This is a genomic window from Alistipes provencensis, assembly GCF_900083545.1.
In the GTDB taxonomy this organism is placed as follows: domain Bacteria; phylum Bacteroidota; class Bacteroidia; order Bacteroidales; family Rikenellaceae; genus Alistipes; species Alistipes provencensis.
Genome location: NZ_LT559262.1, coordinates 1,650,577 through 1,675,798, shown reverse-complemented (window position 1 = coordinate 1,675,798; position 25,222 = coordinate 1,650,577). Strand labels below are relative to the sequence as shown.

The window sequence follows — 25,222 nt, the reverse complement described above, 5'->3', positions numbered from 1 at the left end:
CGACGCAAGACAAGAAAAATATCCGTGTAAAACATAATGCGAAAAAATGAAGTCTAAACTATTCGTACTGCTGCTGTCAAGCAGCATCCTCCCCGTATGCGCCCTGCGGTCCGAGACCGCCGACAGCCTGCGCAGCGGAAAGCCCCACCCGATCGGAGAGGTCGTAATCACGGGGACCCGGCATGAAACCGACATCCGGCATTTGCCGATGACCATCTCCGTCGTCGGGAGGCAGCAGATCGCCGAGGGATTCCGGCCGTCGCTGCTTCCGACGCTGACCGAACAGATCCCGGGGCTGTTCGTCACGGGACGCGGTATCATGGGATACGGTGTTTCGGGCGGGGCTGCCGGGCAGATGACGCTGCGCGGCGTCGGCGGAGCCCCCACGACGGGACTGCTGGTGCTGATCGACGGCCATCCCCAATACATGGGGCTGATGGGGCATCCTATCGCCGACGCCTACCAGTCGATGCTGGCCGACCGGGTCGAGGTGGTGCGCGGCCCCGCTTCGGTGCTGTACGGCTCGAACGCCATGGGCGGCGTCATCAACATCGTGACGCGCAGGATGCACGAAGACGGGGTCAAAACCGACCTCCATGCCGGATACGGCTCCTACAACACGGTCGAAACCGAGGTCACGAACCAGATTCGAGCCGGACGCTTCACCAGCACGGTGACCGGCTCGTACAACCGCACCGACGGTCACCGCAGGAACATGGGATTCGAACAATACGGCGGCTATGCCAAGCTGGGTTACCGGATCACCGACGAGTGGGACGTTTACGCCGACGTGAACCTCACGCACTTCAACGCCCGGAATCCGGGAGCCGTTTCGGCGCCCATTCTCGACAACAAGCAGCGCATTACCCGCGGCATGACGTCGTTCGCCCTGCGCAACGATTACGGCAAGACATCCGGCTCCCTGAGCTTCTTCTACAACTGGGGCCGGCACCGGATCAACGACGGCTACTCGCCCGGCGAAGAGCCGCTGAACTACCGTTTCAACTCCCGCGACAGGATGCTGGGCGTATCGTGGTATCAGAGCGTCGCGCTTTTCAGCGGCAACCGCCTGACCGTGGGTGTCGATTACCAGCACTTCGGCGGCAAGGCGTGGAACGTCTTCACTGACGGCGCTCCGGACAAAACCACGGCCGACAAGACGATGGACGAAGTGGCCGGCTACGTCGATTTCCGCCAGAGCCTGACGCACTGGCTGACGCTCGACGCCGGGCTGCGCCTCGACCACCACTCGCATGCGGGAACGGAGTGGGTTCCGCAGGGCGGACTGTCGTTCCTGCTGCCGCACAACGCCCAGATCAAGGCGATGGTCAGCAAAGGATTCCGCTTCCCGACGATCCGCGAAATGTATATGTTCCCGCCGCAGAACCCCGATCTGAAGCCCGAAAAGCTGATGAACTACGAACTCTCGTTCACGCAGCGCACCTCGGACGGCGCACTGTCATACGGAGTCAGCGTCTACTACATCGACGGCGACAACATGATCCAGACCGTTCCGGTGGACGGGCGCCCGAAAAACATCAATACGGGCCGGATCGAGAACTGGGGCGTCGAAGGCGACGCGGCATTGCGCATAAACCCCGCATGGAGCGTCTCGGCGAACTACAGCTACCTCCATATGGCCTACCCGGTGGCCGCGGCCCCCGAGCACAAGCTCTACGCCGGGGCGAATTTCACACACAGGCGCTGGAAGGCATCGACGGGCATGCAGTATGTCCACGGACTTTATACCTCGGTCAAACCCGCGGCGAAAGACAATTTCGTGTTGTGGAACGCCAGCGTCACGTTCCGCGCCGCCCGGTGGCTCGATCTGTTCGTGCGGGGCGAAAACCTGCTGGCGCAGCGTTACGAAATCAACGCCGGATTCCCCATGCCGAAAGCGACGGTGCTGGGCGGTATGAATGTGAATTTTTAATACGATCCGAACCATGACGATTCATCCGTGTTTTTTCCGCCGGGGCCTGCTGGCAGTCATCCTGTCGCTCCTCCTCGCCCCCTGCCATGCGCATTCGGGCAAAGCCCGTTTCCATGCCGTCATCGACACCGACGGCGCAGCCGACGACCTGCGCACCCTCTGCATGCTGCTGGGCAACCGCGAGGTGGAGGTGCTCGCCGTCACGACCTCGGAAGGCGCGCTGCTTCCCGACAGCGCCGCCGTGCGGGTGCGGGCGCTGCTCGACTCCTTCTACCACGAAGGCATCCCGGTCGGCGCGGGACGTGCGGTGAATGCCCCCGCACCTGCGTGGCGCGCCCATTCCGCAGCCGTGAAGTGGGGCGACGCCCGTGCCGGAGCCGGCGATCCGCCCCCGTGAAGTGGGGCGACGCCCGTGCCGGAGCCGGCGATCCGCCCCCGGCACGGGCGCTGATCGCCCGGACCCTCGCGGACGAAGAGGAAAAGGTCGTGTTCATCGCCCTCGGGGCTTTGACGAATCTCTACGACGTGCTGCGGGAAAATCCCGCCTCCGGGGCACGGCTCGACCGGATCGTCTGGTACAACAGCGGAGCCGAACCGCTCTCCGGAGCCAATTTCGAAACGGACAGCGTCGCCGCCCGTTATGTGCTGGCGAGCGGCGTACCCGTCACCGTCGTGTCGGCGAACCCGGCATGTCCGGTCGTCGTTACGCCCGCTTTGCTCGACTCGGTGGCAGCCGTGCCGACGGTCTATGCCCGGAAGATCGCCGCGACACACCGCACGCCCCCGCTGGCAAAACTGGTGGGCAAGCGTCATCTGGAAGCTTGGGACGATCTGGTCGCAGTTTATCTGTTCGCTCCGGAGCTGTTTTCCATCCGGGAACTGAACGGGACGGTCCGGGTGTGCGAACTGCCGGACAAGCGCGCGGCGGCAGAGGCGCAGACGCGACTGACCGCGATTCTGCGGGGCAAGCCCGACAGCGAAAGCCGCGTATTCTACGGCTTTCCGGTCTGCGGTGCACTCTATGCGGAGGATGTCGTCCCGATCATCGATTCGGCGATCTCACGCCACGGACCGAGCGAATGGCGTGCGGGCGTGCTGACCAACGAACTGCACGGACATCTGGGAATATACGCCACGATCGGCGTCAAAATGGGAATCCGCGCCCGCGAGTATTTCAATATCGGCGTGGACGACATTTTCGTCACGACGTATGCGGGCCGCAAACCGCCGATAAGCTGCATGAACGACGGCCTGCAGGTCGGAACGGGCGCCTCCGTCGGACACGGGCTGATCGCCGTGGCGGAAAACGACCGACCGCGGCCCGAGGCCCGTTTTACCTTCAAGGACAAGACGGTACGGCTGGCGCTGAAACCTGAGTACGCCGACCGTATCCGCCGGGATGTGAAACGGGGGATCGAACTTTACGGCGATCTGACAGAACCCTACTGGCAGTATGTGAGGGCTCTGGCGCTGCGCTACTGGCTCGATTTCGACCGGCACGAAATATTCGACATGTACGTCGGGGAGTAGCGCCCCCTAAATAAGGTTATATTGCATGCGGGCAGCTTCTTCCGAAAGCCGGGGTGCGATACGGAGCATCGGGCGATGAGCGTATCCGAGGGAGAGGCATTTTGAAACCACAACCGAGAATTGTATATTCAGGTCAGACAGACGTAATTCATTCAAAACCCCACTACCGGCCATGCAAGGATTCCGGAGCAGAGAAAAGAACGGAACACAGACGCTTGCCCAACTGATACGGGGACTGTAACATTCGGAGAACGCCGCGATGGAGATGGACGAAACCCGCAATGTCGAACTGCTGGGACGCTATTTTTCACCCGAAGGAGCACCCCTGTCGAAACGGCTCAACACCGACGAACAGACCGCCGTGGACGTGCCGCTGATATCCATTGTCAATCCGATAACTTGAAGTCAATCAACGTTCCGGAAGGCGTCATGTGGATTGTGTAGCGTACCTCCTTGCCGACCATCGAGATCGTATAGATATCCTTATCATCCTGTCGGCGGCGTATAATTTTCGATTCGTCCACAGGGACCATCCCGACCACCCGGGCTATCGTTTGCCGAACCGTTTCCGGAAGTTTCACATACGTCAGCGCCTCACTCTGTTCGGCAGTCAGTTCCATGCCCCCGGCATCGAACGTGCGCGTAGTCACCAGCATATGCCCGGGCCCCAGATAACGGGTCGTCCGGACAAGAAATCCACCCTTCCGGCGCTGCTCGGCCCGGTCGATCAGTTCGCCGCCGAGCGCATGCACGATCTTCGCCTGTACCTCGGGCCGCAACTCCTGTCCGATGAAGTTTTCCAATACCGACCGACAGTCCTCGAACGGGACAGCATGTCCGCCGAAACCCTGCGCTGCGGTCTTCGGACCGGCCTTGCGGGCCACCATCAGCCGGCGCCCGACACCTTCGATGCGCCGTCCTTCCGGCGTAATGAGGCGGGGTTTCAGCAGACAGACACCCTCCCTGCGGGGCATGACGAAGTTCATCGTGACCGCTTCGGCACCGCCTGCGGCGACCTCGACCGCAGCCTCCCGCACCGACAGCTCCCGCCCCGAGGCGTCAGCCACGGCGACTTCGAGCCGTACCCGCTGCGGACTGTCGGTATCGTTCCAGACCCACACCGTCTTCGCATAACTGCCGCCGGGCCGGTAAAGTACCTTTTCCTTGTACCACTCCCGTGCCTGATTCATCTCCACGGAAGTTCCGACCGGCTCATTGAGCTGCGCAAGGACCCGCAGGTTGGGCTGGGGAGTCAGCGAGTCGGCCAGATTCCCCAAATAATAACTGTGTCCGTTCACCGCACCGCTCAGCAGCGCGAAGGGTGCCCACGCCTGCACGCGACGCGAACGGTAGAATGTCCCCAGATCGGCATGGATGTCGGCCTGCAACTGCTCGATCTCGGGAAGCGTATAGAAATAGAGTCCCCAGCCGCTGGCCGTTCGGCTGGTCTTGAAATTCTCGCGCGGCTCCAGATCGCCCCGCTCGTTGAGCCACAACCGGCAGGACTCCAAGACAGTCGAAGGCTTGGCATCGCTGACCGGATGTACCGGCGTATCGACGATCGTTTCGGAGTATTCGTAAATGTGACGGGCGTCGAAATCGTCCTCGCCCCACAGCCGCGTCGGGTCGTACCGCCGCAGTTCGGCCTTCAGCGCTTCGAGTTTCACGTTGCCTTCGTTCTCCTGATCCCAGACGACGATCGACGGATGGTTGACGTTCTGCTCCACCCAGCGGCGGAACTCCGTTTCGGTCTCGACGAGGTCCTCGCCCGTGGGCTCGTCGTCGTGCATGAAGCGCCATTCGTCCTGAATCATCAGCCCCACTTCATCGGCGATGTCATACCACTTGTTATAGGCGTGGCCGAGGTGAATGCGCAGGTAGTTGAACCCGTAATCCTCGACTGCCGCACGCAGGAAGCGGCGTATCCACGCTTCGTCGAACATCACCCCCGCCCAGCGGTTCAGGGCCCGCTGAAAGGCGATATTCTCGGCCCGGAACAGGGTTCTGCGGCCGTTGACCAGCACATCCCGTCCATCGACACAAATGTCGCGGAACCCGAAAGTCTCCGTCCTGCAATCCGCCGAACGGTCGTCCGCGAGGATGAAATTGAACTGGTAGAGCTGCGGATCGCCCTCGCGGCCCGGCGTCCAAGGTTTGAGCATCGGAGTCGGAATCCGGAAGGTAAATTCGGCCACACTGTCCGCCGGAATCGACAACGAACCCAGCCGGGCCTCGCAGACGACGGGAATCTCGTCGAAATCGTTCTCCAAGTCATGCCGGCAGTCGTTGATCGTCACCCGGGCCTTCATTTTCCGGGGCTCGCCGCCGTAATTGGCCACGCGCGCCGTGCAGACCACCACGCTGTCGGCTACGTCGGGCAGCAGTTTCAGGTGCCGGACCGTCACGTCGTGCGTCAGGCAGAGGGTCACATCATCGCAGATGCCCGGGGCCCGCGAGTTGCGCCACCACTCCGACGAATTGTCCTTCGAGGGAAACGACGCCGTATTCCAGCTCCCCACACGCACCACCAGCCTGTTGGGTCCGTTGAAATCGAGCGCCCGCGTCACATCGAACTCGGCGTGCGAATAGGTGCAATGGGCGTCGTAACCGATCTCCACGCCGTTCAGGATCACCAGCGCGTTGTATTTGGCCCGGATGCGCAGCAGGGCGTGCGTGTAGTTGCCGTTGTCGTAACCATCGTGCGAGTTCGAGAGATCGAAATCCGTGGCATACCACACATAGTCATAACCCACGTCGTCTTTCAGCCGCGTGGCGTCGAAATCAATGCCCGGTGCGGGCTCGGCCTGCGACATCACGCCCGGCACGGGAACGGTCGAAGGATAGGTGTCGGGCTGCGTTTCCGAGACGGCCGCCTGCCAACGTCCGTTGAGCGAAAGCGTCCGGCTCGTCTGCGCCTGCACGGCGCCGAGCGCAAAAACAAGGAGGAGGGTGAATAAATTTCGTTTCATCTATCGAGTAATGCTTTTTTTGATTTTACAGGGAATGGCCCGGACAACGGTCTCGGCGGACGTAAGCCCGTCGGCCGAGACCCGGACCCGGATTTCGCCCGGCTCGCCGGTCGGCCGGACCACGTTCGAGACGGGCATGTCAATATAGAGCGATCCGGTGCGGGCGGCTTCGTCGCCGAACTGCGAAACATACTCCGCAGGCCCCACCAGCGTCGCAGGGCCTTCGACCTCCCAGCGCACCGTATTGCGGGCACCGTAAATGTGGTTCCCGGCCTTGTCCGTGATGTCGGCCGTCACGATAAACACCCCGCCGGGCGCGGCATCCACCGTCGTATGCGACGAACGCAGTGTGAGCCGTTCGGGAGCGCCCGCCATCGGCACGACGGTCTCGGCCACCCGCACGCCGCCGTTGCGACCCACCACACGCAACGGAGCGTTGCGCACCCCGATGTCGCCGAAAGTCACCGAATGTCGGTTTTCCGCCGACGGACGAAGCACGCCGCATCTCTTTCCGCCGACGAACAGCTCCACCTCCTCGCAGTTGGAATCCACGACCAGCGGACGCCGCTGCCCGATGTACTGCCGCCGCCAGTAGTGGGGCATCACGAAGACCATTGGTTTTTCGGCATAGTTCGCCTGCCAGAGGTAATAGGCGTATTTGGGCACGCGGTAGCTGTCGACCCACCCTTTCGGATTGTAGTGCAGCATCGGGGCGTTGCGGTATTCGCGGTCGCAGCCGTGGTCCTCGTAGAGCCAGACCATCAGATTGGGCTGGTCGATGCGGTCCTCGTCGCTGCCGGGTTTCTTGCCCTGCAGGGCGATCAGGTGGCGGAATTCGTCGTTCGAGGTCCACTGCTGGTTGTCGGGACGCAGGGGTTTCTCATCGTCACCGTACCAGCCGCGCACGGCGCAGCGGAGCATCTTCGACATGCGCAGCTCCTTGGGCGTGATATCGATGAACCGCCCGCCCGAGCCTTCGCAATGGCGGCAGGTGATGAAATGCCCCGGGGACTCCATGTAGGCCCAGCGGGAATCGGCGGCCCGGTCCGTCTCGTCACCCATGTCGAAGAGCAGCACCGACGGGCTGTTCCGCAGGCGGCGGACCATCTCGACGGTCTGCATCCACTGCGCCTCGGGCGAAAAGGGACGGTTCTTGACGTTGGGAAGCTCGGCAAAGGTGATGAGCCCCAGCGAATCGGCCAGCGCAAAGACCTCGGGACCCGAACAGTACTGCCCGGGGCGCAGCGCCGTGCAGTTCAGGCTGCGCTTCATGTCCAGCAGGTCCATGCGGTGGATGAAATAGGGAATGGCGTCGCCCAGCCACGGATATTCCTGATGCCGGTTGAAGCCCTGAATATTGACAGGCTTGCCATTGACGTACAGCCGCCGCTCGTCGTGGTTCCATTCGAAGGTCCGGATGCCGAACACGGTTTCGTAACGGTCGCAGGACCTGCCGCCGGCCGTCACCGTCGACACCACCTTATATAAATTAGGCGACGCCGGCGACCAGCGCTGCGGACCGGCGATCTCGAACTCCTCGTCGTACAGCGCCGTCTCCTGCGGACGAATCTCCTGCGGGGTGCTTGCGACCGCCACGACCCGCCCGGAGGCATCGACAATCGAGGTGGTCAGCTCCACGACCTGCCGTTCCGTACGTTCGTTGCGCACCCATGTGCGCACCCGGACCCGTGAAACGGAGTCGGAAACATTCTCGGTCGTGACGTGCGTACCGCCCTCGTGCTTGTACGACCCTTGAAACGGAATGAAAACATCGTCCGTAGCGACCAGACGCACATTGCGGTAGATGCCGCCGTAAAAGTTCCAGCACCCGGCATCCATCGGGGGCACCCGCTGGGGATCGGTCTGCCGGTTCGAGACCTCCAGCACGAAGAGATTGTCCCCGTCGCAGTCGACATAATCGGTCAGTTCGAAATAGAAACAGCCGTAGCCGCCCAGATGCTCGCCTATGAGTTTGCCGTTCATATAGGCCAGACAGTTTTTCATCACGCCGTCGAACTCGATGAAGAGTTTGCGGCCGCGCACTTCGGGCCGCAGGGTGAAATGCTTGCGGTAAAAACCCTTGCCGTCCCACCAGTAGGGGTTGTCCTTGGCGTGGGGCGAGGCGATGAATGGGTGGAGTTCACCCGTGGTTTCGTAGGTCTGCCATGTGTGGGGCACCGACACGGATTTCCAGCCGGCATCGTCGTAGCTGACCTGCGCCTGCGGAGGAATACCCTTCACGGGTTTGGCTGTCGCCTCTTTATAGGAAAAAAGCCAGTCGCTATTGGCATCCTCGACCTGCCGCTGGGCCGCGGACGTCAGCCACAAAGCCAACGCCGGGATGCACAGAAAAGTTTTCAGTGTTCTCATTCGGGTTCGTTTTCGGAGATGCACAAAAGTACCCCCGAAGCCCGAAATCCATGTTTAACCGATACCTTAATATGTCGAAATTCCGCCGAGATCAGGCGCTATGGTGATTTTGCATGTAAGCCCGGGGGCTCTCCCCGAACTGTTTCTTGAAACTGGTCGAGAAATAGCGCGGGTCCGAGAAACCGACCATGTAACCCACCTGCGCCACGTCGTAGGCATTGGTCGCAAGCAACTGGGCGGCACGCTGCATGCGGGCGTTGCGCAGCAGCTCCATCGGCGACTTGCCCACGATACTCTGGATGCGCATGTTCAGCACCGAACGCGATACGCGCATTTCGCGGGCGAAAACCTCCAGCGAAAACTCCTCGTTGGGAATGTTCTGCTCGATGATCTCCGTCACTCGGCTCATGAACTTTTCATCGGCGGATTCCACGACGATATCCTCGCGCTTGCCGAGTATCTGCCCGATCTTGAGCTTCTGTTGCAGATCGACATGGCGGCTCACCAGTTGCCGGACGCGTGCCCGGAACAACTCCACATCGAAAGGTTTCTCCATCCACGAATCCACGCCCACTTCGCAGAATATCCGTGCATCCTCGGGCGTATTGTCCGCCGTGAGCAGCACGACGGGAATGTCGTCGGTCTGTTTCGAACCCTTGAGCCGCCGGCAGAGCGCAAGCCCCTCCTCGCGGTCGTAGACCACGATATCGATCAGGATCAGTTGCGGCCGCCGTTCGCGCACGGCGCGCAGCGCATCCTCGACGTTGTTGTAATGCAGCACATTGTAATCCGACAACACCATCCGCACCAGCCCCGTAATATCACCGCCGCCGGCCACGACATAGACCGTGTTGGGCTTCGACTCGTCGATGCCGGGGTCGTTCCCGACATAGACATCCGACTCGGCGTACTGCTTGGTATAGACAGGCAGGATCTGCTCCTCGTCCGTCTGGGTCGACTTGTGAATGTAATATTGCTCGGCCTTGTAACGGGCCTCCAGCGGCAGGCAGATGGTGAAGGTACTGCCGGCACCGTAACGGCTTTCGACCTCGATGCGGCCGTTGTGCATCTCGACGAACTCCCGGGCCACGGCCAGTCCGATACCCGCACCCAGCGGCGGCATCGTGTCCGACTCATGCACCTGCCAGAAGCGGAGGAAGATCTTGTCGAGGTATTCCGACCGGATACCGATACCCGTATCGTGCACGGCGATACAGACCGTCCGGCCGTTGCAGCGCAGGCCGACGCTCACCTCGCCGCCCGTATGGGTAAAGGTATAGGCGTTCTGCAACAGGTTGTAGAGCGCCAGCTCGATCTTTTCGGGGTCGAAGGTCATCACGATCGTCTCCCCGGGAAGGTCGCAGCGGAGTTTCAGCCCCTTCGATTCGAAGAGGGCCCGGAAATAGTCGCAGATACGGCGCACATACTCCACGATATCGACCTCCGCCAGATTCATCGACACGCGGTTCTGGTCGATCTTGCGGAACTCCATGAGCTGCCGGACCGTGTTGGAGAGCTTTCTGACATTGGCGCTCACCATCGCCAGCAGTCCCCGGCGGGCCTCGTCGCTCAACGGCTCACCGCTGTCCGACATCAGTTGCAGGGGGACCTGCATCATCGTCAGCGGGGTTTTCAGCCCGTGCGTCAGGTTGATGAACAACTGCTGCTTGTACTGCACCATGCGCACCTGCTGCGCCGCGCGGTAACGGATCAGGATCACCCACACCACGGCCGCTGCCAGCAGCAGCGCCAGCGCCCCGTAGATGCAGTAAGCCCACCACGTCAGCCACCACGGCGGCAGCACTGTGATAAGAATATCGGTAGACCCTTCGCCCAGCACGCCCGAGGCGTCGGCCGCCTTGACCCGCAGCATGTATTCCCCGCGCGCGAGGTTGGAGAACGAAAGGCGGTTGGTCTCCCCGATCGGAATCCAGTCGGGGGTCGTTCCGTCGATCCGGTAATAAAACCGCTCGCGGCCTTCGGGGGCGAAGGTCAGCGTCGTGAAGTCGAGCGAAAGCTGGTAATCGTCGTAATTGAGCGTCAGCCGGTGCGAACGGTTGATGTTGGACTCCAAGTGGACACCGTCGGGCACGATGTCCCGGTTGAGCACCGAGACCCCCGAGACATAGACCTTTGCCGCCTCGTCCGGCCGTTCGACCTGCCGTGGGTCGAACCAAGTGATACCGTTGATGCCCCCTAAGAAGAGCGTTCCGTCGGCATCGAGACAGCTCCCGAGGTTGTAGTCGAGGCGAGCGAAAGCACCGCCCGAAAGTTCGTAGAAAGGCGCCTGCCCGGCCCCGGGCATATAACGGTAAACGCCCTGCATAGTCGAAATCCACAGCGCGCCGTCGGCGTCGGCGATGATATCGAGCACCCAGACCTCCTCGCCGAAAGCATTGAGCGGACATGCCTCGAACCGGTCGAGGACGGCATCGTAACGGTACAGCCCGTGCGACGTTCCGGCATAGACCGTTCCGTCGACCGCGGCGTAGAGTGCATTGATGCTGACGAATCCGGCGAGCGCCCGATCCTGTAAAAAATAGGTATCGTAACGTTCGACGCGGAGCGTGTCGCCCTCCCGAACGGCCTCGTCGGGCCGGAAACACAACAGCCCCCGGGATTTGGTGCCGATCCAGATGTTTCCGCCGCTATCCTCCAAAACGGCCTGCGGACTGGCATCGTAGAGGTCCGTACCGGCAAACCGCACCGTCCGGCAACGCTCCGCAGCGGCATCGTAGACGAACAATCCGCCGTAGATGAAGCCCATCCAGACGTTGCCGCGGCTGTCGCAGCGCAGCTCCTTGCTGAACAACGCCCCGTAGCGGGCCAGCAGTCCGGTCACCTCTCCGCGTTCGAAGAAACGGCGGCTCTGCGGATCGAAGAACAGCAGCATCCGCTTCGTGCCGAGCCACATCGTTCCCCGGCTGTCGAAAGCCAGCGTCTGCAGGCGGCTATCGCTCAGTTCACCGCTTTCCGCAGGCTGCCCGGGAATAAAATGTTCGACGGCATAACGCCCCGGCGTCACCCGCCGGATGCGGTCCAGTCCGCCCGACGTGGCCGCCCAGACGGCACCGTCGGGACCCGGGCAGACATCCGACACGACATTGTGGATCAATCCTCCGGCATCGGCGGCGGACATGTTGTGGAATATCTCGCGGGGACGTTCGCAGCCCACATAGATACCGTCGACAGTCCCGAACCAGTAATTGCCGTCCCGGTCCCGCTCCATGCACAGCACGCTGTTGCAGACCTCGCTGGGCGACTCGGGATCGACCCACATGACGCCGTCCGGGACCGGCTTCCCGTCCTCCGCGATACGAAACAGGTGGATGCCGTCGTAAGACGACGTGACCACCGCGTCGTCGCCGTCAATATGGATCGAACGGACATCTACGCCGCTCCGCACCACGGTCGGGGGGGGGATTTGCGCCTCTCCGACTGGCAGCGGCACGGTCATCAGACGCCGCCGGTCGTTGAACCATAGCCTTCCGCGCGAGTCGACCGCCATGGCACGCACATCGTACGCGAAAGGCCGGCTGTCGATGCGCGGCGACATCGCGTCGTCCGAAAAATCGAAACGCGACAACTGTCCGTGGCTCCAGCCCCAGATGTCACCCCCGGCATCGGTCGTGATCGCAAGTATGTTGTTCAGGTTTTCCCCGGCGATGAAGCGGTACTCCAGCGACGAAGGGTCGACCACGGCGACACCCTCGCCCACGGTGAGCAGCATCGTCCCCCGCGAGGTTCGGGTGATGGTCTTCACCGGAACGGCGGCGATGCGGCCGCCGATGCGCCGGAACCGTTCCTGCACGGGATCGTAAACGACGGCACCGTTCTCCGTACCGATCCAGACCCGGCCTTTGTCGTCGCGGGTCAGGCAGCGGATCATCGTCCGCGAGACGGGCAGTCCGTCGCTGTCGCCGAAATAGCGGTAGGAATACATGTCGTAACGCATCAGGCCGGAGATAGTCCCCACCCACATGAACCCGTCGTCGTCCTGCAGCAGCGCGGTGATCGAGTTCCCGACCGGGCCTCCCTCCACGGGTACGATGACCCGTTCGGCCCATGCCCGGAAAACCCCGGCGGCCAAACAGGACAGGATCAGAAGAGTTCGGAAAAACAGATGCGTCATCGGTTTCATTTCAAAGGTAAAGATAGCACTTTTTTGATATGCGCCAAATATCCACAGGGCATATATGGCAAATATCCGACCTTTTCCGGAAATATCCAAACATCCGCACCGGGGCTTCTCCCTACTTTTGTTCCCGAACACCAAACTGCTACCCGAATGAAAAAATACGGACTCCTCTTTATTCTGATTCTCCTCTGCGCCCCGACAGCCCCGGCACAGACCCGCCATGCCGACCTCGGACTGAACGGCCCGTGGGAATACGGCATCGACCGCAACTACACCGGAACGACGCTGGTTCCGGGTGTCCCGATGGACGCCACACGCTACACCGAAGGACGCCTCTGGTACCGCCGCGAGGTCACGCTGCCCGACGGAACGTGGAACGCCGCCGTACTCGAACTCAAAGGCGCCCGCTTCCGCCCCGAGGTCTACATCGACGGACAAAGGATCTCGTCGCAGGAGGGCGGCATGATCCGCTCGCTGTACGACCTGCGCCACGAGTCGCTGAAACCCGGCAACCGCATCACGCTCGAAATATCGCTCGCTTCGCTGGCCGATGTTCCGCCCGCCGACGCCTCGTTCATTCCCAAGGTGGACCAGTGGCGGAGCAACTGTTCCTCATCGCTCTGGGACGACGTCGTGCTGCACCTCTATGCCGACGCCCTTACCGACCGGGTGCTTACCGACTGCGACCCGGAAGCCGGGCGCGCAACGCTCCGCTACCGCATCCGCGGCACGGGCGCCGCATCGGCCCGTATCACGGTGACAGAGAGCCAAAAAGAACTCCTGACCCGGACGGGCCCCGCCCTGCCGGGCGAGAACGAGGTCGCGTTCGACTACCGGGGTCTGCTCCGGGAATGGTCGCCCGAAAATCCCACCCTCTACGGCCTCCGCGTGGAACTGCTCGACGAACGCGGGGAGACGCTCTCCGACTGGCAGCAGTCATTGGGACTGCGCCGTGCCGCCGTGACCGGCAAACAATTCACCCTCAACGGCCGGCCGCTTAAACTCCGCGGCGGCACGGTCGTCTGGCACCGCTGGATGCGCGACGCCGAGGGCCGCGAAGTGGGTTACGACACCCTTTGGTTCCGCGACAACATCGTCCGCCGGCTGAAAGAGCATGGCGCCAACCTGCTGCGGTTCCACCTCGGCGTGCCGCCCGAGCGGTTGCTGGACCTCTGCGACCGGTACGGACTGGCCGTGCAGTACGAGTGGAACTTCTTCCACGGCATGCCCGCCTCGCGCGAAAGCCTGATGGATCAGTATCCCAAGTGGTTCGATCTGGCAGCCCGCCACCCCTCCATTCTCCTCTACCATCCCTACAACGAGACCGAGGGCGAACAGTTGAAGACCGCATGGAGCGCCCTCGACGAGATCGTCCCGGCCTACCCGCCGCTCATCCTCGAAGACCGCGACGTGATGCATATCCATAAATATTGGTGGAGTCTGTTCGAGAATCTCGGGCTCTACTACGACTCCGCCGACCAGTTCCCCAAGGCGATCATGGTCGACGAATTCGGCGGCAACTACCTCGACGGCAACGGTGAAATGGGCGGTTACCCCTCCATCCGCGAGAGCTACATGCGCTTCTTAGGCCGCAACCACACCGCCGCCGAGCGGCTTCACCACCTCGACCGTGCATGCGGCAAGGTATCCGAATACTGGCGGAGGATCGGTGCAGCGGGCGTCGCTCCGTTCACCATCGCCAGCAGCTACGCCGACGGCAACCACTGGTTCATGGGGCCGCTGCGCGACGGCACGCCCAAAAACGTCTGGAATGCCCTAACAGTGCTTTGGTCGCCGCAGGCCGTCAGCATGGACATCTGGGACTGCAACTTCACCCCCGGACAGGAAATCACCCTCCCGCTCCATTTCTTCAACGACACCGACCGCCGCTCGACCCTCACGGCCCGCGTGGAGATCACCGACGCCTTCTCGCGGCGAAGCTTCGCCAAGACCATAGAATGCCGCGTAGAGCCCTATGACAAACGGATCGCCGAGTGCCGGCTCGAAATGCCCGCCGTGTGCGGCGACTACATTCTCCGCACCACGCTGCTAAACCCCACCGAAGAGGTGAAATACCCCGTCGTTTCGGAATGGGACATCCGCGTCCTCGAAGCCGAAGTTCCGGCCCCGGTGGCCGAAGCCGCCCTCTACATCCCCGCCGCCGAGACCGAGCTGCTCGCCATGGCGCACCGGCTGGGCCTGCGCACCGTCCCCGACCCCGTGAAAGCCGACCTTTTATTATTGGGCCGCGCCAGCTGGGAAGGGCTGAACGACTGCCGCCGGACGATCGAAAAGGCCGTCGCCCGGGGCGCAGGCGTCGTGATGCTCGACATCGGCGAACGCTACCTCGGGCAGGGCTACCCCGCCGAGGACGGCCAACTGGGGCCCCTACAGGGCGTAGCTCGTGTGACCGATCCTAAAATAACACACTACGACCTCTTCGGCGGGCTGTCGCTCACCTGCACCGAGGCGGCCGAACCCGAAAGCCACATCCATCCCGATTCCGTCCATACGGAGCTGTGGCGCCACCTGACGCCCCGCCACACGGCCCTCTGGAACGGGCTCCGGGGCGGACTGATCGTTCCCGCCGCCGATTTCGACGTGCAGGGGCTGAGCCGCGAAGCTTTCTCGGCACAATGGAGCCGCCGGGGCGCCGATGTCGGACGCATGGAACAGGGTGACTACTACGCCTACGAACTCTGCGGATTCTTCGCCTTCGACGCCCGGCCCGACAACAAAGAAGTGATACGCGAACTGCGCCGCAAGATGGAGTTTCTGGTCGAGGACGCCCCGGCACTGGCCATGTCAATCAACCCCAAAGCCCCGGTCCGCATCACCGACCTCGGCAGCGGCTATCGCAACTCGGCCCAAGGCAGCGCCGCAGAACTGGTGCCGCTGGCCGCCGCCGGGAAGAACCTCACGCGAACTCCCGTGCTGAGGATCGGATTCGGCGACGGCAAAGGCTGCCTGCTGCTTTCGGGACTGCTCACCGCAGGACGGCTCGACCCCTCGCGCACCCCGGAGGCTATTCCCAGCCCCATCAAATACGACGAAGCCGCCGTGCAGATGGTCATCAACCTGATCAAGAACGCCTTGGAAAACTCGGCCGGCAGTGGGAACAGCAAACGCTGATTCCCCCTGCCGGTCTAAATACGGCTTAAAACGAACATAATCGAAAAAATATTCGACATCCGTTCCACCCCTCCCGGATAATTTTGTACTACCGCTTTTGCGAACAAACGTTAACCTTAAATAACCAACTGATGAATGAAAAACTTTGACTTTTTATTCGTATCGAAACTGAAGCGCCCGGCAGTGACCGTGCTGGCCACCCTCGCCGCACTCCTGCTGACGACCTCGCTTCAGGCACAACAGCGCCTCACCGTCTCGGGCGTTGTCACCGACGCCGCATCGGGCGAACCGATCATCGGCGTATCGGTCATCGTCGCCAGCACCTACAAGGGTACGACGACGGGCGTCAACGGCGATTTCATGCTGACCAACGTCTCGGCCAAAGATTCGCTGATATTCCAGCACCTCAATTACACACGTCAGGTTCTCCCGGTCAACGGACGCACGAAGATCGACGCCAAGCTCTCGGTCTCGGCCGTTGAGATCGAGGAGGTCGTGGCCGTCGGCTACGGCTACGTCCCGCGCAGCAACCTCACCAGTTCGATCGCGGTGATCAGTGAAAAGGACATCAACAAGACCCCCGTATCGTCGATCGAGCAGGCCCTTCAGGGCAATGCGACGGGCGTACTGGTCATCACCGCGTCCGGCGAGCCGGGCAGCGAAGTGGCCATGCGCATCCGCGGCGGCACCTCCATCTCGGGCGACACCAGTCCGCTGGTGGTGATCGACAACATCCCCTCGGACCAGACCGCCCTGTCGCTGCTCAACCCCAACGACGTTGCCGGCATCGAGATTCTGAAGGACGCCGCCGCTACGGCCATCTACGGTTCGCGCGGTGCCAATGGTGTGGTGATGGTCACCACCCGCAGCGGTCAGGTCGGTAAGCCCAGCCTTTCGGTCAACGCCGAATACGGACTCTCGACCCCGCGTTACCGCATCGAGATGATGAACAGCCAGCAGTTTGCCGAATACGACAACTTCGCCCGCATGATGTGGGGCGTGAACAGTTTCAACACGCTGCGTCCCGATACGCTCACCACAAACGATTACCAGAAACGCCTGCTGCGCGACATTGCCCAGCGACACAATTACACGGTTTCGCTGCAGGGCGGATCGAAAGACATGCGTTATTACATCTCGGGCGGCTGGCTCAGCGAAGAGGGTATCCTGCGCCACTCGAGCAACGAGCGCCTGAGCTTCTCGACCAAGTTCAACATAAATCTTTCCCCACGTCTGCATCTTGACGTCAAAGCTTCGCTCAGCCGTCAGCAGACCGAAAAGATCAGCTCCGGCGACTCCGGCGCCACGCTGCGTATGCTGATGCAGAAACCCACCAACACAGTCAACGGCACGGACCTCGGCGACGGCACCTATATCGATGAAGAAACCGGCGAGATCAAGAGTATTAACACCGAAGCCGCCAAGGCCCTGAACTCGAACCAGTGGAACAAACGCACGACGGCCGAACTCAACGCCGTCTTCCGCTGGGACATCGACAAGCGGAAATACTGGTCCTTCAACTCCACGGCCGGCTACAAATACAACAACAGCAACGACTACGCCTATGTTCTGCGGTCGATTTACAGCACCGAATCGCATATCGACAAGAACAACAAGGCGACGCGCAAAACGTCGCAGGGCATTACATGGAGCAACGAAAACTTCATCAACTTCTCCCGGACATTCAGCAAGAAGCACTATCTGATGTGGACCCTCGGCCAGAGTTGGCAGCGTCAGGAATCGGACGGCTTCGACGTCGACGTTACGCGTTTCGACACCGACTATTTCATGTGGAACAGCCTCGGAGCAGGCGCCTATATCGGCGTTCCCGGATCGAGCTACAAAGCGGTCAACCACTTGTCGTTCTTCACACGCGCCATCTACACCTATAACGAACGTTTCACGGCGACCTTCTCGCTGCGTGCCGACGGATCGTCGCGTTTCGGCGAGGACAGCCGCTACGGTTATTTCCCCGCAGCTTCGGTTTCTTGGAAAATGACCAAGGAAAAGTGGCTTAAAAACGTGAAATGGATTTCCGAACTGAAACCCCGTTTCAGCGTCGGTGTGACGGGTAACGACCGCATCGGCGAATACAAATCGCCGACGATGCTCTCCTCGAACAAAGTGCTGGTCAACGGGCAGTCCTATAACGGTACAACCATCTCGCAGATCGGCAACCCCAACCTGCAATGGGAGACCACCCACGAATACAACGGCGGTCTGGACGTGGGACTGTTCCAAAACCGTATCCGTTTCTCGGTGGACGCCTACTATAAGAAGACCTACAACCTGCTCTACAACTACCGTCTGCCGCAGACGACGGGTTATTCGCAGGTTTCGGCCAATGTCGGCAACATCGACAACAAGGGCGTCGAATTCGAGATCCACACCCGCAACATCGAGCACCGCAATTTCAGCTGGAACACCGACTTCAACATCGGCTGGAACAAAAGTACGATCACCGATTTGGGAGGTAACGACCACGTCGTGCTTTACCACATGGGCAACGGTGTGAACCAAGACATCACCTTCCTGGAAATCGGACAGCCGCTGGGCATCATCAAGGGTTACGAGACCTCGATCTACAAAAGCTGGGACGAAGTCTACGCTGACGATGCCGTCTGGGTCGAGGATCCGCTCAACATCCAGACCCGCCCGGGCATGATCAAATACATCGACCAGAACGGTGACGGCGTGATCAACGATCAGGACAAAGTCGTGCTGGGCCAGGCCCTTCCGAACGTCATGGGTGGTTTCACCAACACGTTCAACTACAAGAACTGGTCGCTGACCGTCTTCTTCAACTACGCCCTCGGTGGTAAGATCATCAACACGAACGTCACCAAGCTCGACCTGTACCAAGCCGGCAACAACAACGCCTATGCCGACGGACTCGGCGCATGGCGTCCCGCGAACCCGATCACGGGCGACCAAGGCTGGATGGGCGGAAGCAAACCGCTGCCTTCATCGCAGCAATCGCCCTCCACGGCGCGCCTCTACACCCAAAACGTCATCGACCGCTGGGTCGAAGACGGTTCGTACCTGCGTTTGAAGACCCTCTCGCTTACCTACACCGTGCCGCAGAAGATTTCGCGTAAGATCGGCATGCAGCGTCTGATGCTCTCGCTCAAGGCCATGAACCTTTGGACGTGGACCAAATACCGCGGATTCGACCCTGAGATGAGCAGTTCGGTGGGAACGTCGAATTCGACCCTTGGCATCGATCGAAGCAGCTATCCGGCATCCAAGACCTTCACCTTCAATGTCAACATCACTTTCTAAAACCACTGCCCGATCATGAAAAAGATACTTTTCATCCTGCTTTCCGCCTTTGTGCTGGGATCGTGCGACTTCCTCGACGAGCAGTCGAAGACGCAAATCCCCCTCGACAACTATTTCAACAACGAGGAGGAGGCCATGCTGTTCCTCTACGGGGCATACTACCAAGTGCGCAATACCGTTTTCGGCACGGACTTCATGTACCTCACCGATACGATGACCGACAACATCGACTATTCGTCGACCAACGTCGACCGCAAAGGCGTCGCCTACCTGACGCTGAACGTCAACAACTCGATCGTCAAAAACATCTGGGGCAAGTTCTACGCCGTCGTCGAACAGTGCAACATCCTGATCGACCAGTTGGAAAAGCGCCCCGAACTGAGTCCCGCCAACAGCGAAAACATCATCGCCGAGGCCAAATTCATCCGCGCATGGGCCTATTTCAACCTCGTCCAACTGTGGGGCGACGTACCTCTGATGACCGTTCCGGTCTACTCCATCAAGGAAGACAATATCCGCCCCGAGCGTTCGTCGGTCGACGCCGTCTATTCGACCATCATCTCCGACATGGAATGGGTCGCCAAGATCGTCGAGGAAAAACCGTCGGCTATCACCGTTTCCTCGGGCGTAAGCTATCCGCTGACCATCTCGCGGGCTGCAGCCAAGACGCTGCTGGCCCAGATGTACCTTGTCCGCAAAGAGTACATGAACGTTATCGAGACGCTCAAACTCTTCGCCGAGGATACGCAGGTAAACGAGGATTACGGACTCTGCCCGGAGTACAAGTACATTTTCGATACGCGCTACAAGGAACGCGAGGAGCGCAAAAAGGAGATTCTGTGGGAAATCACTGCCAAAAGCGAGGACAAGTACAACAACACATGGCACCGCGAGGTGGCTCCCTCGGAGCTGAAGGGTGCGAGCGGTGAGAAAATCGAAGGCGCAACCAACGGCTACCAGAGCTACACGCCCTCGTACGATCTCTTCAATTCGTACGACACCGACGATATGCGCTACCGTCAGACCTATCAGATCACCAGTTCTTCGAAGCCCCATTTCCTGAAAGGTTACGACATCGCCGCCCTGAACCAGAATCTGGCCGGCCCGAACGTCATCCTGCTCCGCTCGGCCGACGCCTACCTGATGCTGGCCGAGGCCTACAACGAGCTGGGAGCCCCCGACAAGACGGTCTTCTTCCTCAACCTCGTCCGCAGCCGCGCCACGCTCACCGGCCTCGATGCGACGCTTTCGCACGACGAGCTGGCCGACGCCATCCTGCAGGAGCGCCGCTGGGAGTTCGCCGGCGAAGGGGCCTACCGCCTCTACGACCTGCGCCGCACGGGCCGCTACCTCGACGTGATGAAAGCCTTCACACAGCGAGTCGTCGAGATGAGCGCCGAGGACCTGAAGCAGTCTTTCGTCAACCCCATGGACGGCAAGAAGACGCCCGAACTGAGCGTTCCGTTCATCAAGCTGAGCAAGAACGCACAGTCCAGACACCTGCTGCTGCCGATCCCGGCTGACGAGCGTATCGCCAACCCCAAGCTCACGCAGAACCCCGGATGGAACTAATCCCAAAACGACCAACGAAAAGATGAAACGCTATACATTCCGCTTTGCAATTCTGGCCGCCGCGGCCCTGACCGCTGCCGCCTGCAACGACACGCCCGATTCGCTCTACGAACACGAAGACAACGTACAGGATGTACCCGACATCGTGCTCGAATCCTCAGCCAAGCCCTACGACATCATTCCCGAGGACCAATGGGCCGATATTGATTTCAACAAGGCATGGGGCAGTACCGACCAATGCCTTTATGCCGCAATGGGCACCGACGACGAAGGCTCTACGACGCTCTACGACCAGCGCCCCGCCCACTATGTGAAACTCACCACGCATATCCGCATGATGAAGGGCAACGTGACGGTCGAGCAGTTCGAAAAATTCGTCGAGGCAAATCCCAACGTGGTGAAGATGCCCAAGGAGCCTTTCTGGAAATGGGAAGACCCCGACGGAAATTCACGCAAGGATTTCCCCGTAGTCTGCATTACATGGAAAGAGGCCGACGCTTTCGCCCGCTGGCTCGGGGGACGCCTCCCGACCGAAGCCGAATGGGAAATGGCCGCCAAGGCCGCCACAGCGGAAAACTCGGGCGACCGTTACCTTTCTTACAGCAGCAACAGCTCCTCGAACAAAGCCGCATGGTTCTTCAACTCCAAGAACGCGAGCTACGGAACCGGTCTTGTGACGGTCATCACCGACGCCCAGGGCAACCGCATCGAACGCATCGGCCGCATGGCGCACCGCTGCGGCGAGATGAAGGACGGCAAAACCTCACCCGCCAACGCTCTCGGACTGACGGACATGTGCGGCAACGTGATGGAGTGGTGCTCGGACTGGTACGGCGCCGATTATTACAGGGAGTGTCTGAAAAACGCAGTCCCGACCGAAGGTGAAATTCCCTCCCTCGATGCCGAAGGCAAAGGTGTCAAGGGCGAAATCACCTACGTCGAGACCCCGCAGGGTCCCGCCAGCGGCAAGCTGAAAGTACTGCGCGGCGGCTCGTGGGACCAGCCTGAATACGCCGTGAAGACCACGATGCGGCTGAAGATCCAGCCCGGCACGCGCTCCGAGGAGATCGGCTTCCGGGTGGTATTCGACGTAGTGGAGGGTGCCGACTACGGCGGGAACTGAAAAAACAAGCAAAAATAGTTCATAGATGAAGAAGAGAGAGATACTGACGGTCCTCGCCGCCGCGGCCTTTACGCTGACCGCAGCAGCCAAGGGCTACGCCCCGGCCGAAAGCCACCGCCTGACGAAGACCATCAACACCGAGTGGACATTCAACTACTTCCCTCAGGAAGAGGAGGTCAAGGGCGTCTACGAATCCCCGTCGTTCGACGACTCGGCATGGAGCTACGTCTGCGTCCCCCACACATGGCAGACCTACGAAACCACGCGCGAACTGCATCCCTACATCCGCAACGTCGCCGCTTCGGACAACCCCTACTGGTGGAACGGCTGGGGCTGGTACCGCAAACGCATCGACATCGGCCGTGAATACGAAGGCCGCCGCATCCGCTTCGAGTTCGACGGCGTGCAGAAATATGCCAAAATATACCTTAACGGCAAGTATCTGGGCGACCACAAGGGCGGCTTCACGAGCTTCTACATGGATGCCACCGACGCCGTGAATTTCGGCGGCGAGAACATCCTGACCGTGGCCGTACAGAACTCGCTCAACGACAAATACCGCATTCCGCCGATGAACGCCGGCAACTGGGCGGTCTACGGAGGCATCATCCGCGACGTGCGGCTGACCGTCACCGACCCCGTGAACATCCCCTTCCAAGGATCGTACAAGCACGAGGGAGGTACGTTCATCACCACCCCGGAGGTGAGCGAGAATCAAGCCTCGGTGCGGATCAGAACCTATGTGCAGAACCAGCGTTCCGAAACTGCGGAGGTGACCCTGCGGACCGTCGTCACCGATGCCGACGGCAATGTCTGCGAACGGCTGAACGCCTCGCAGCGCATCGGCGCCGGGCAGATCGCCGAATTCGACCAGTCGATCCCCAAATTCCGCAAACCGCAGTTGTGGAGTCCCGATTCGCCCTACCTCTATAACGCCTACAGCGAAGTTTATGTAGGTAAGGAACTGGTCGACACCTACCGTTCGACCTTCGGTATCCGCAGTATTTCGTGGGACTACGACCTGCACCGGTTGGTGCTTAACGGCAAAGTCACCCACCTGCACGGCATCAACCGCCACGAGGAGTTCCCGTGGCTGGGGCACGCCTTCCCGAAATGGATCGCCCAGCGGGACATGGAGGACATGAAATTCGGCCTCGACATCAACTACATGCGCACGGCGCACTATCCCAACGACCCGTCGGTCTACTACTTCATGGACCGCCACGGCATCTGCATCAACGAGGAGCTGCCCAATATCAAAAACCAGAACTTCTCGAAGGAGGTGCAGGAGCAGAACTGCCGCGAGATGATCCGCCGCGACCGCAACCACCCCTCGATCGTCATCTGGTCGATGGGCAACGAGACCGACCACGCCTGCGACTCGCGCTACGCCGCCGAGGAGGACCCCACGCGCATCATCACCGTGCGCCAGCCCTACAACGACTCGTACAACCCCGAGTTCTGCAAGCACACCGACAAGGAGATGCCCGTCGAGAGCTACCTGCGCTGCACCATCCGCGGCTGGTACGACAAGGACGACATGAATCTCGAACCTTCCGACAGCCAGTGGGCCGGCACGGAGTATTGGCAGCACAAAGTCTCGCGTAACCCCAAGAAACCCATCTCGGAGCACAACGGCACCGTCTGGCTCTATGCCGACCACGGCGCCGACCGCGAATACGTCGGCGCACCGCTCAAACACGTCAACCCCAAAGGCTGGGTCGACAGTTGGCGCACACCCAAATACGTCTACTATCTCTGGCAGGCCAACTTCTCGCGCACGCCGATGGTTCATATCCAGCCGCATTTCTGGCGTTCGCAGTACGTCGGGCAGAAGAAGCTCATCACCGTGGACTCCAACTGCGCGAAGGTCGAGCTCTACGTCAACGGCAAAAAGGTCGGGGAGAAGAAACCCGACGTCAGCAACGATTTCTGCGTCGAATTCCCCGACGTGGCCGTCGAGCGCGGCACGATCGAAGCCGTCGCCACGCACCGCAACGGCACGGTCGTGAAGGACCGCGTCGTGATGTCGGGCGAACCCGCGGCGCTGACGATCAAACTGTCGGCGGAGAAGATGATGTCCACGGCGGACAACATCGTCGAGTTCAAGGTAGATATCGTGGACAAGGAGGGCGTACACGTCTACGGCGCGAACAACACGCTCAAATTCCATGTCGAAGGCCCCGCGGCGCTCATCGGTCCTGACGTCTACATCAGCGACCGCGACAAGCACGAGGAGTACGAAGGCACGATGTACATCGACGCTCCGGTCATCAACCTCATCCGCGCCGTCGGCAAGACGGGCACGGTGACCGTCACCGCCTCGGCGACGGGCCTCAGATCGGCCTCGGCGACCGTCGAAGTGGTCGACTATGTCGATCCCGCGCCGCTGCCGGGCATCACCGAACCCCGTCTGAGCTGGGAGGGCCGCCAGCATGTGGCCGTCAACGCCTCGCAGGCCAACTTCGTCACGGCACCCGAGGAAATGCGCCTTTTCCCCGGCGAAGTATCGTTCCCGATCGCCCGCCAGCAGGAGTTCCGTGCGCTCACCCAAGCGTTCATCAAGGAGCAGAACCCCGGCATCGACACCTCGACGCCCGAGTTCCGCTACATGCTCGACGCTTTCTCGACGATCCTCGCCTCGACGGCCCGTTACACCGGCGACCGGGGCTACATCGTGGCCGATGACTACAACTTCATCGCCGGCCAGTACAATGTCTCGCGCGCCATCACCAAGCACTTGGCGTCGAAGCGGCTGCCGGAAGCCTACGTCGACTACATGACCAACTACTATGCGAAGATGATCGTGCGCGACGGCAAGGACATGAACTACATGGCCGTCTGCGAACTCATCGACCGTATTCCCGAGGGCGGCGAAGCGGTCTGGACCGGCGAAAAAAGTGCGGCGAAGGAGTTGCGCACCGTCGAGGGCACGGACCTGAAAGCCATCGCGGCTCTCGTCCGCCCCGAGCTCGGCACGCTGGACAAGGACGCCCAGAAGCGGGCCTACAAACTCATCACGGCCATCAACCCGTCGGTGACGTTCAAGAGCATCCGCAACAAGAAGACCAAGACCCGCACCGACTCCTACACCGTGAAGCCCAACAGCGTGGTCCTGATCCCCGAATTCAAGGCCCTGACCTCGAAGAAATTCCCCGACAAGAAACTGTAAG

General features: G+C 60.9%; 12 protein-coding genes. 9 read left to right on the top strand and 3 right to left on the bottom strand.

What is annotated here, in order from left to right; all coding sequences use genetic code 11:
• Nucleotides 1–46: 46 nt before the first annotated feature.
• The 4 genes from BN5935_RS06615 (at nucleotide 47) to BN5935_RS15115 (ending at nucleotide 3,866) form a co-directional block, all read left to right on the top strand.
• Nucleotides 47–1,933, top strand: coding sequence for a TonB-dependent receptor (locus BN5935_RS06615; protein WP_064975420.1), 1,887 nt, complete (start codon nucleotides 47–49; stop codon nucleotides 1,931–1,933).
• A gap of 13 nt (nucleotides 1,934–1,946) precedes the next feature.
• A complete protein-coding gene (locus tag BN5935_RS15650) occupies nucleotides 1,947–2,330 on the top strand; it encodes a nucleoside hydrolase (protein WP_262481024.1) in 384 nt (127 codons plus the stop codon).
• Nucleotides 2,327–3,463 (top strand): nucleoside hydrolase, encoded by a 1,137-nt coding sequence (locus BN5935_RS15645; protein WP_262481023.1) that lies wholly within the window; start codon nucleotides 2,327–2,329, stop codon nucleotides 3,461–3,463. The genes BN5935_RS15650 and BN5935_RS15645 overlap by 4 nt, the downstream gene beginning before the upstream one ends.
• A 259-nt stretch (nucleotides 3,464–3,722) precedes the next feature.
• On the top strand, nucleotides 3,723–3,866 hold the full coding sequence (locus tag BN5935_RS15115; RefSeq protein WP_157377876.1) for a hypothetical protein: 144 nt from the start codon (nucleotides 3,723–3,725) through the stop codon (nucleotides 3,864–3,866).
• On the opposite strand, the gene BN5935_RS06605 is transcribed toward BN5935_RS15115, so the two are convergent.
• The 3 genes from BN5935_RS06605 to BN5935_RS06595 all read right to left on the bottom strand — a co-directional run bounded on the left by BN5935_RS06605 (nucleotide 3,850) and on the right by BN5935_RS06595 (nucleotide 12,934).
• Nucleotides 3,850–6,432, bottom strand: coding sequence for a glycoside hydrolase family 2 TIM barrel-domain containing protein (locus BN5935_RS06605; RefSeq protein ID WP_064975419.1), 2,583 nt, complete (start codon nucleotides 6,430–6,432; stop codon nucleotides 3,850–3,852). The genes BN5935_RS15115 and BN5935_RS06605 overlap by 17 nt on opposite strands.
• Nucleotides 6,433–8,802, bottom strand: coding sequence for a glycoside hydrolase family 2 protein (locus tag BN5935_RS06600; RefSeq protein ID WP_064975418.1), 2,370 nt, complete (start codon nucleotides 8,800–8,802; stop codon nucleotides 6,433–6,435).
• Between the two features lie 91 nt (nucleotides 8,803–8,893).
• The gene (locus BN5935_RS06595) at nucleotides 8,894–12,934 is read right to left on the bottom strand and encodes a hybrid sensor histidine kinase/response regulator transcription factor (RefSeq protein ID WP_235821031.1); all 4,041 of its coding nucleotides are present in this window, start codon (nucleotides 12,932–12,934) and stop codon (nucleotides 8,894–8,896) included.
• Nucleotides 12,935–13,090: 156 nt separating this feature from the next.
• Between BN5935_RS06595 and BN5935_RS06590 the strand changes: the two genes are divergently transcribed.
• From BN5935_RS06590 to BN5935_RS06570, 5 genes are all read left to right on the top strand, one after another.
• Nucleotides 13,091–16,072 carry a glycoside hydrolase family 2 protein gene (locus BN5935_RS06590; RefSeq protein WP_064975416.1) on the top strand — a complete coding sequence of 994 codons (2,982 nt, stop codon included), beginning with the start codon at nucleotides 13,091–13,093 and terminating at the stop codon, nucleotides 16,070–16,072.
• 135 nt (nucleotides 16,073–16,207) lie between these two features.
• Nucleotides 16,208–19,354 (top strand): SusC/RagA family TonB-linked outer membrane protein, encoded by a 3,147-nt coding sequence (locus BN5935_RS06585; RefSeq protein ID WP_064975415.1) that lies wholly within the window; start codon nucleotides 16,208–16,210, stop codon nucleotides 19,352–19,354.
• Between the two features lie 15 nt (nucleotides 19,355–19,369).
• Nucleotides 19,370–20,926, top strand: a complete 1,557-nt coding sequence (locus BN5935_RS06580) for a RagB/SusD family nutrient uptake outer membrane protein (protein ID WP_064975414.1) — start codon at nucleotides 19,370–19,372, stop codon at nucleotides 20,924–20,926.
• Between the two features lie 22 nt (nucleotides 20,927–20,948).
• The gene (locus tag BN5935_RS06575) at nucleotides 20,949–22,049 is read left to right on the top strand and encodes a formylglycine-generating enzyme family protein (protein ID WP_064975413.1); all 1,101 of its coding nucleotides are present in this window, start codon (nucleotides 20,949–20,951) and stop codon (nucleotides 22,047–22,049) included.
• 25 nt (nucleotides 22,050–22,074) lie between these two features.
• Complete coding sequence (locus BN5935_RS06570; protein WP_064975412.1) at nucleotides 22,075–25,221, top strand: glycoside hydrolase family 2 protein; 3,147 nt, start codon at nucleotides 22,075–22,077, stop codon at nucleotides 25,219–25,221.
• The last annotated feature ends 1 nt before the right edge of the window (nucleotide 25,222 follow it).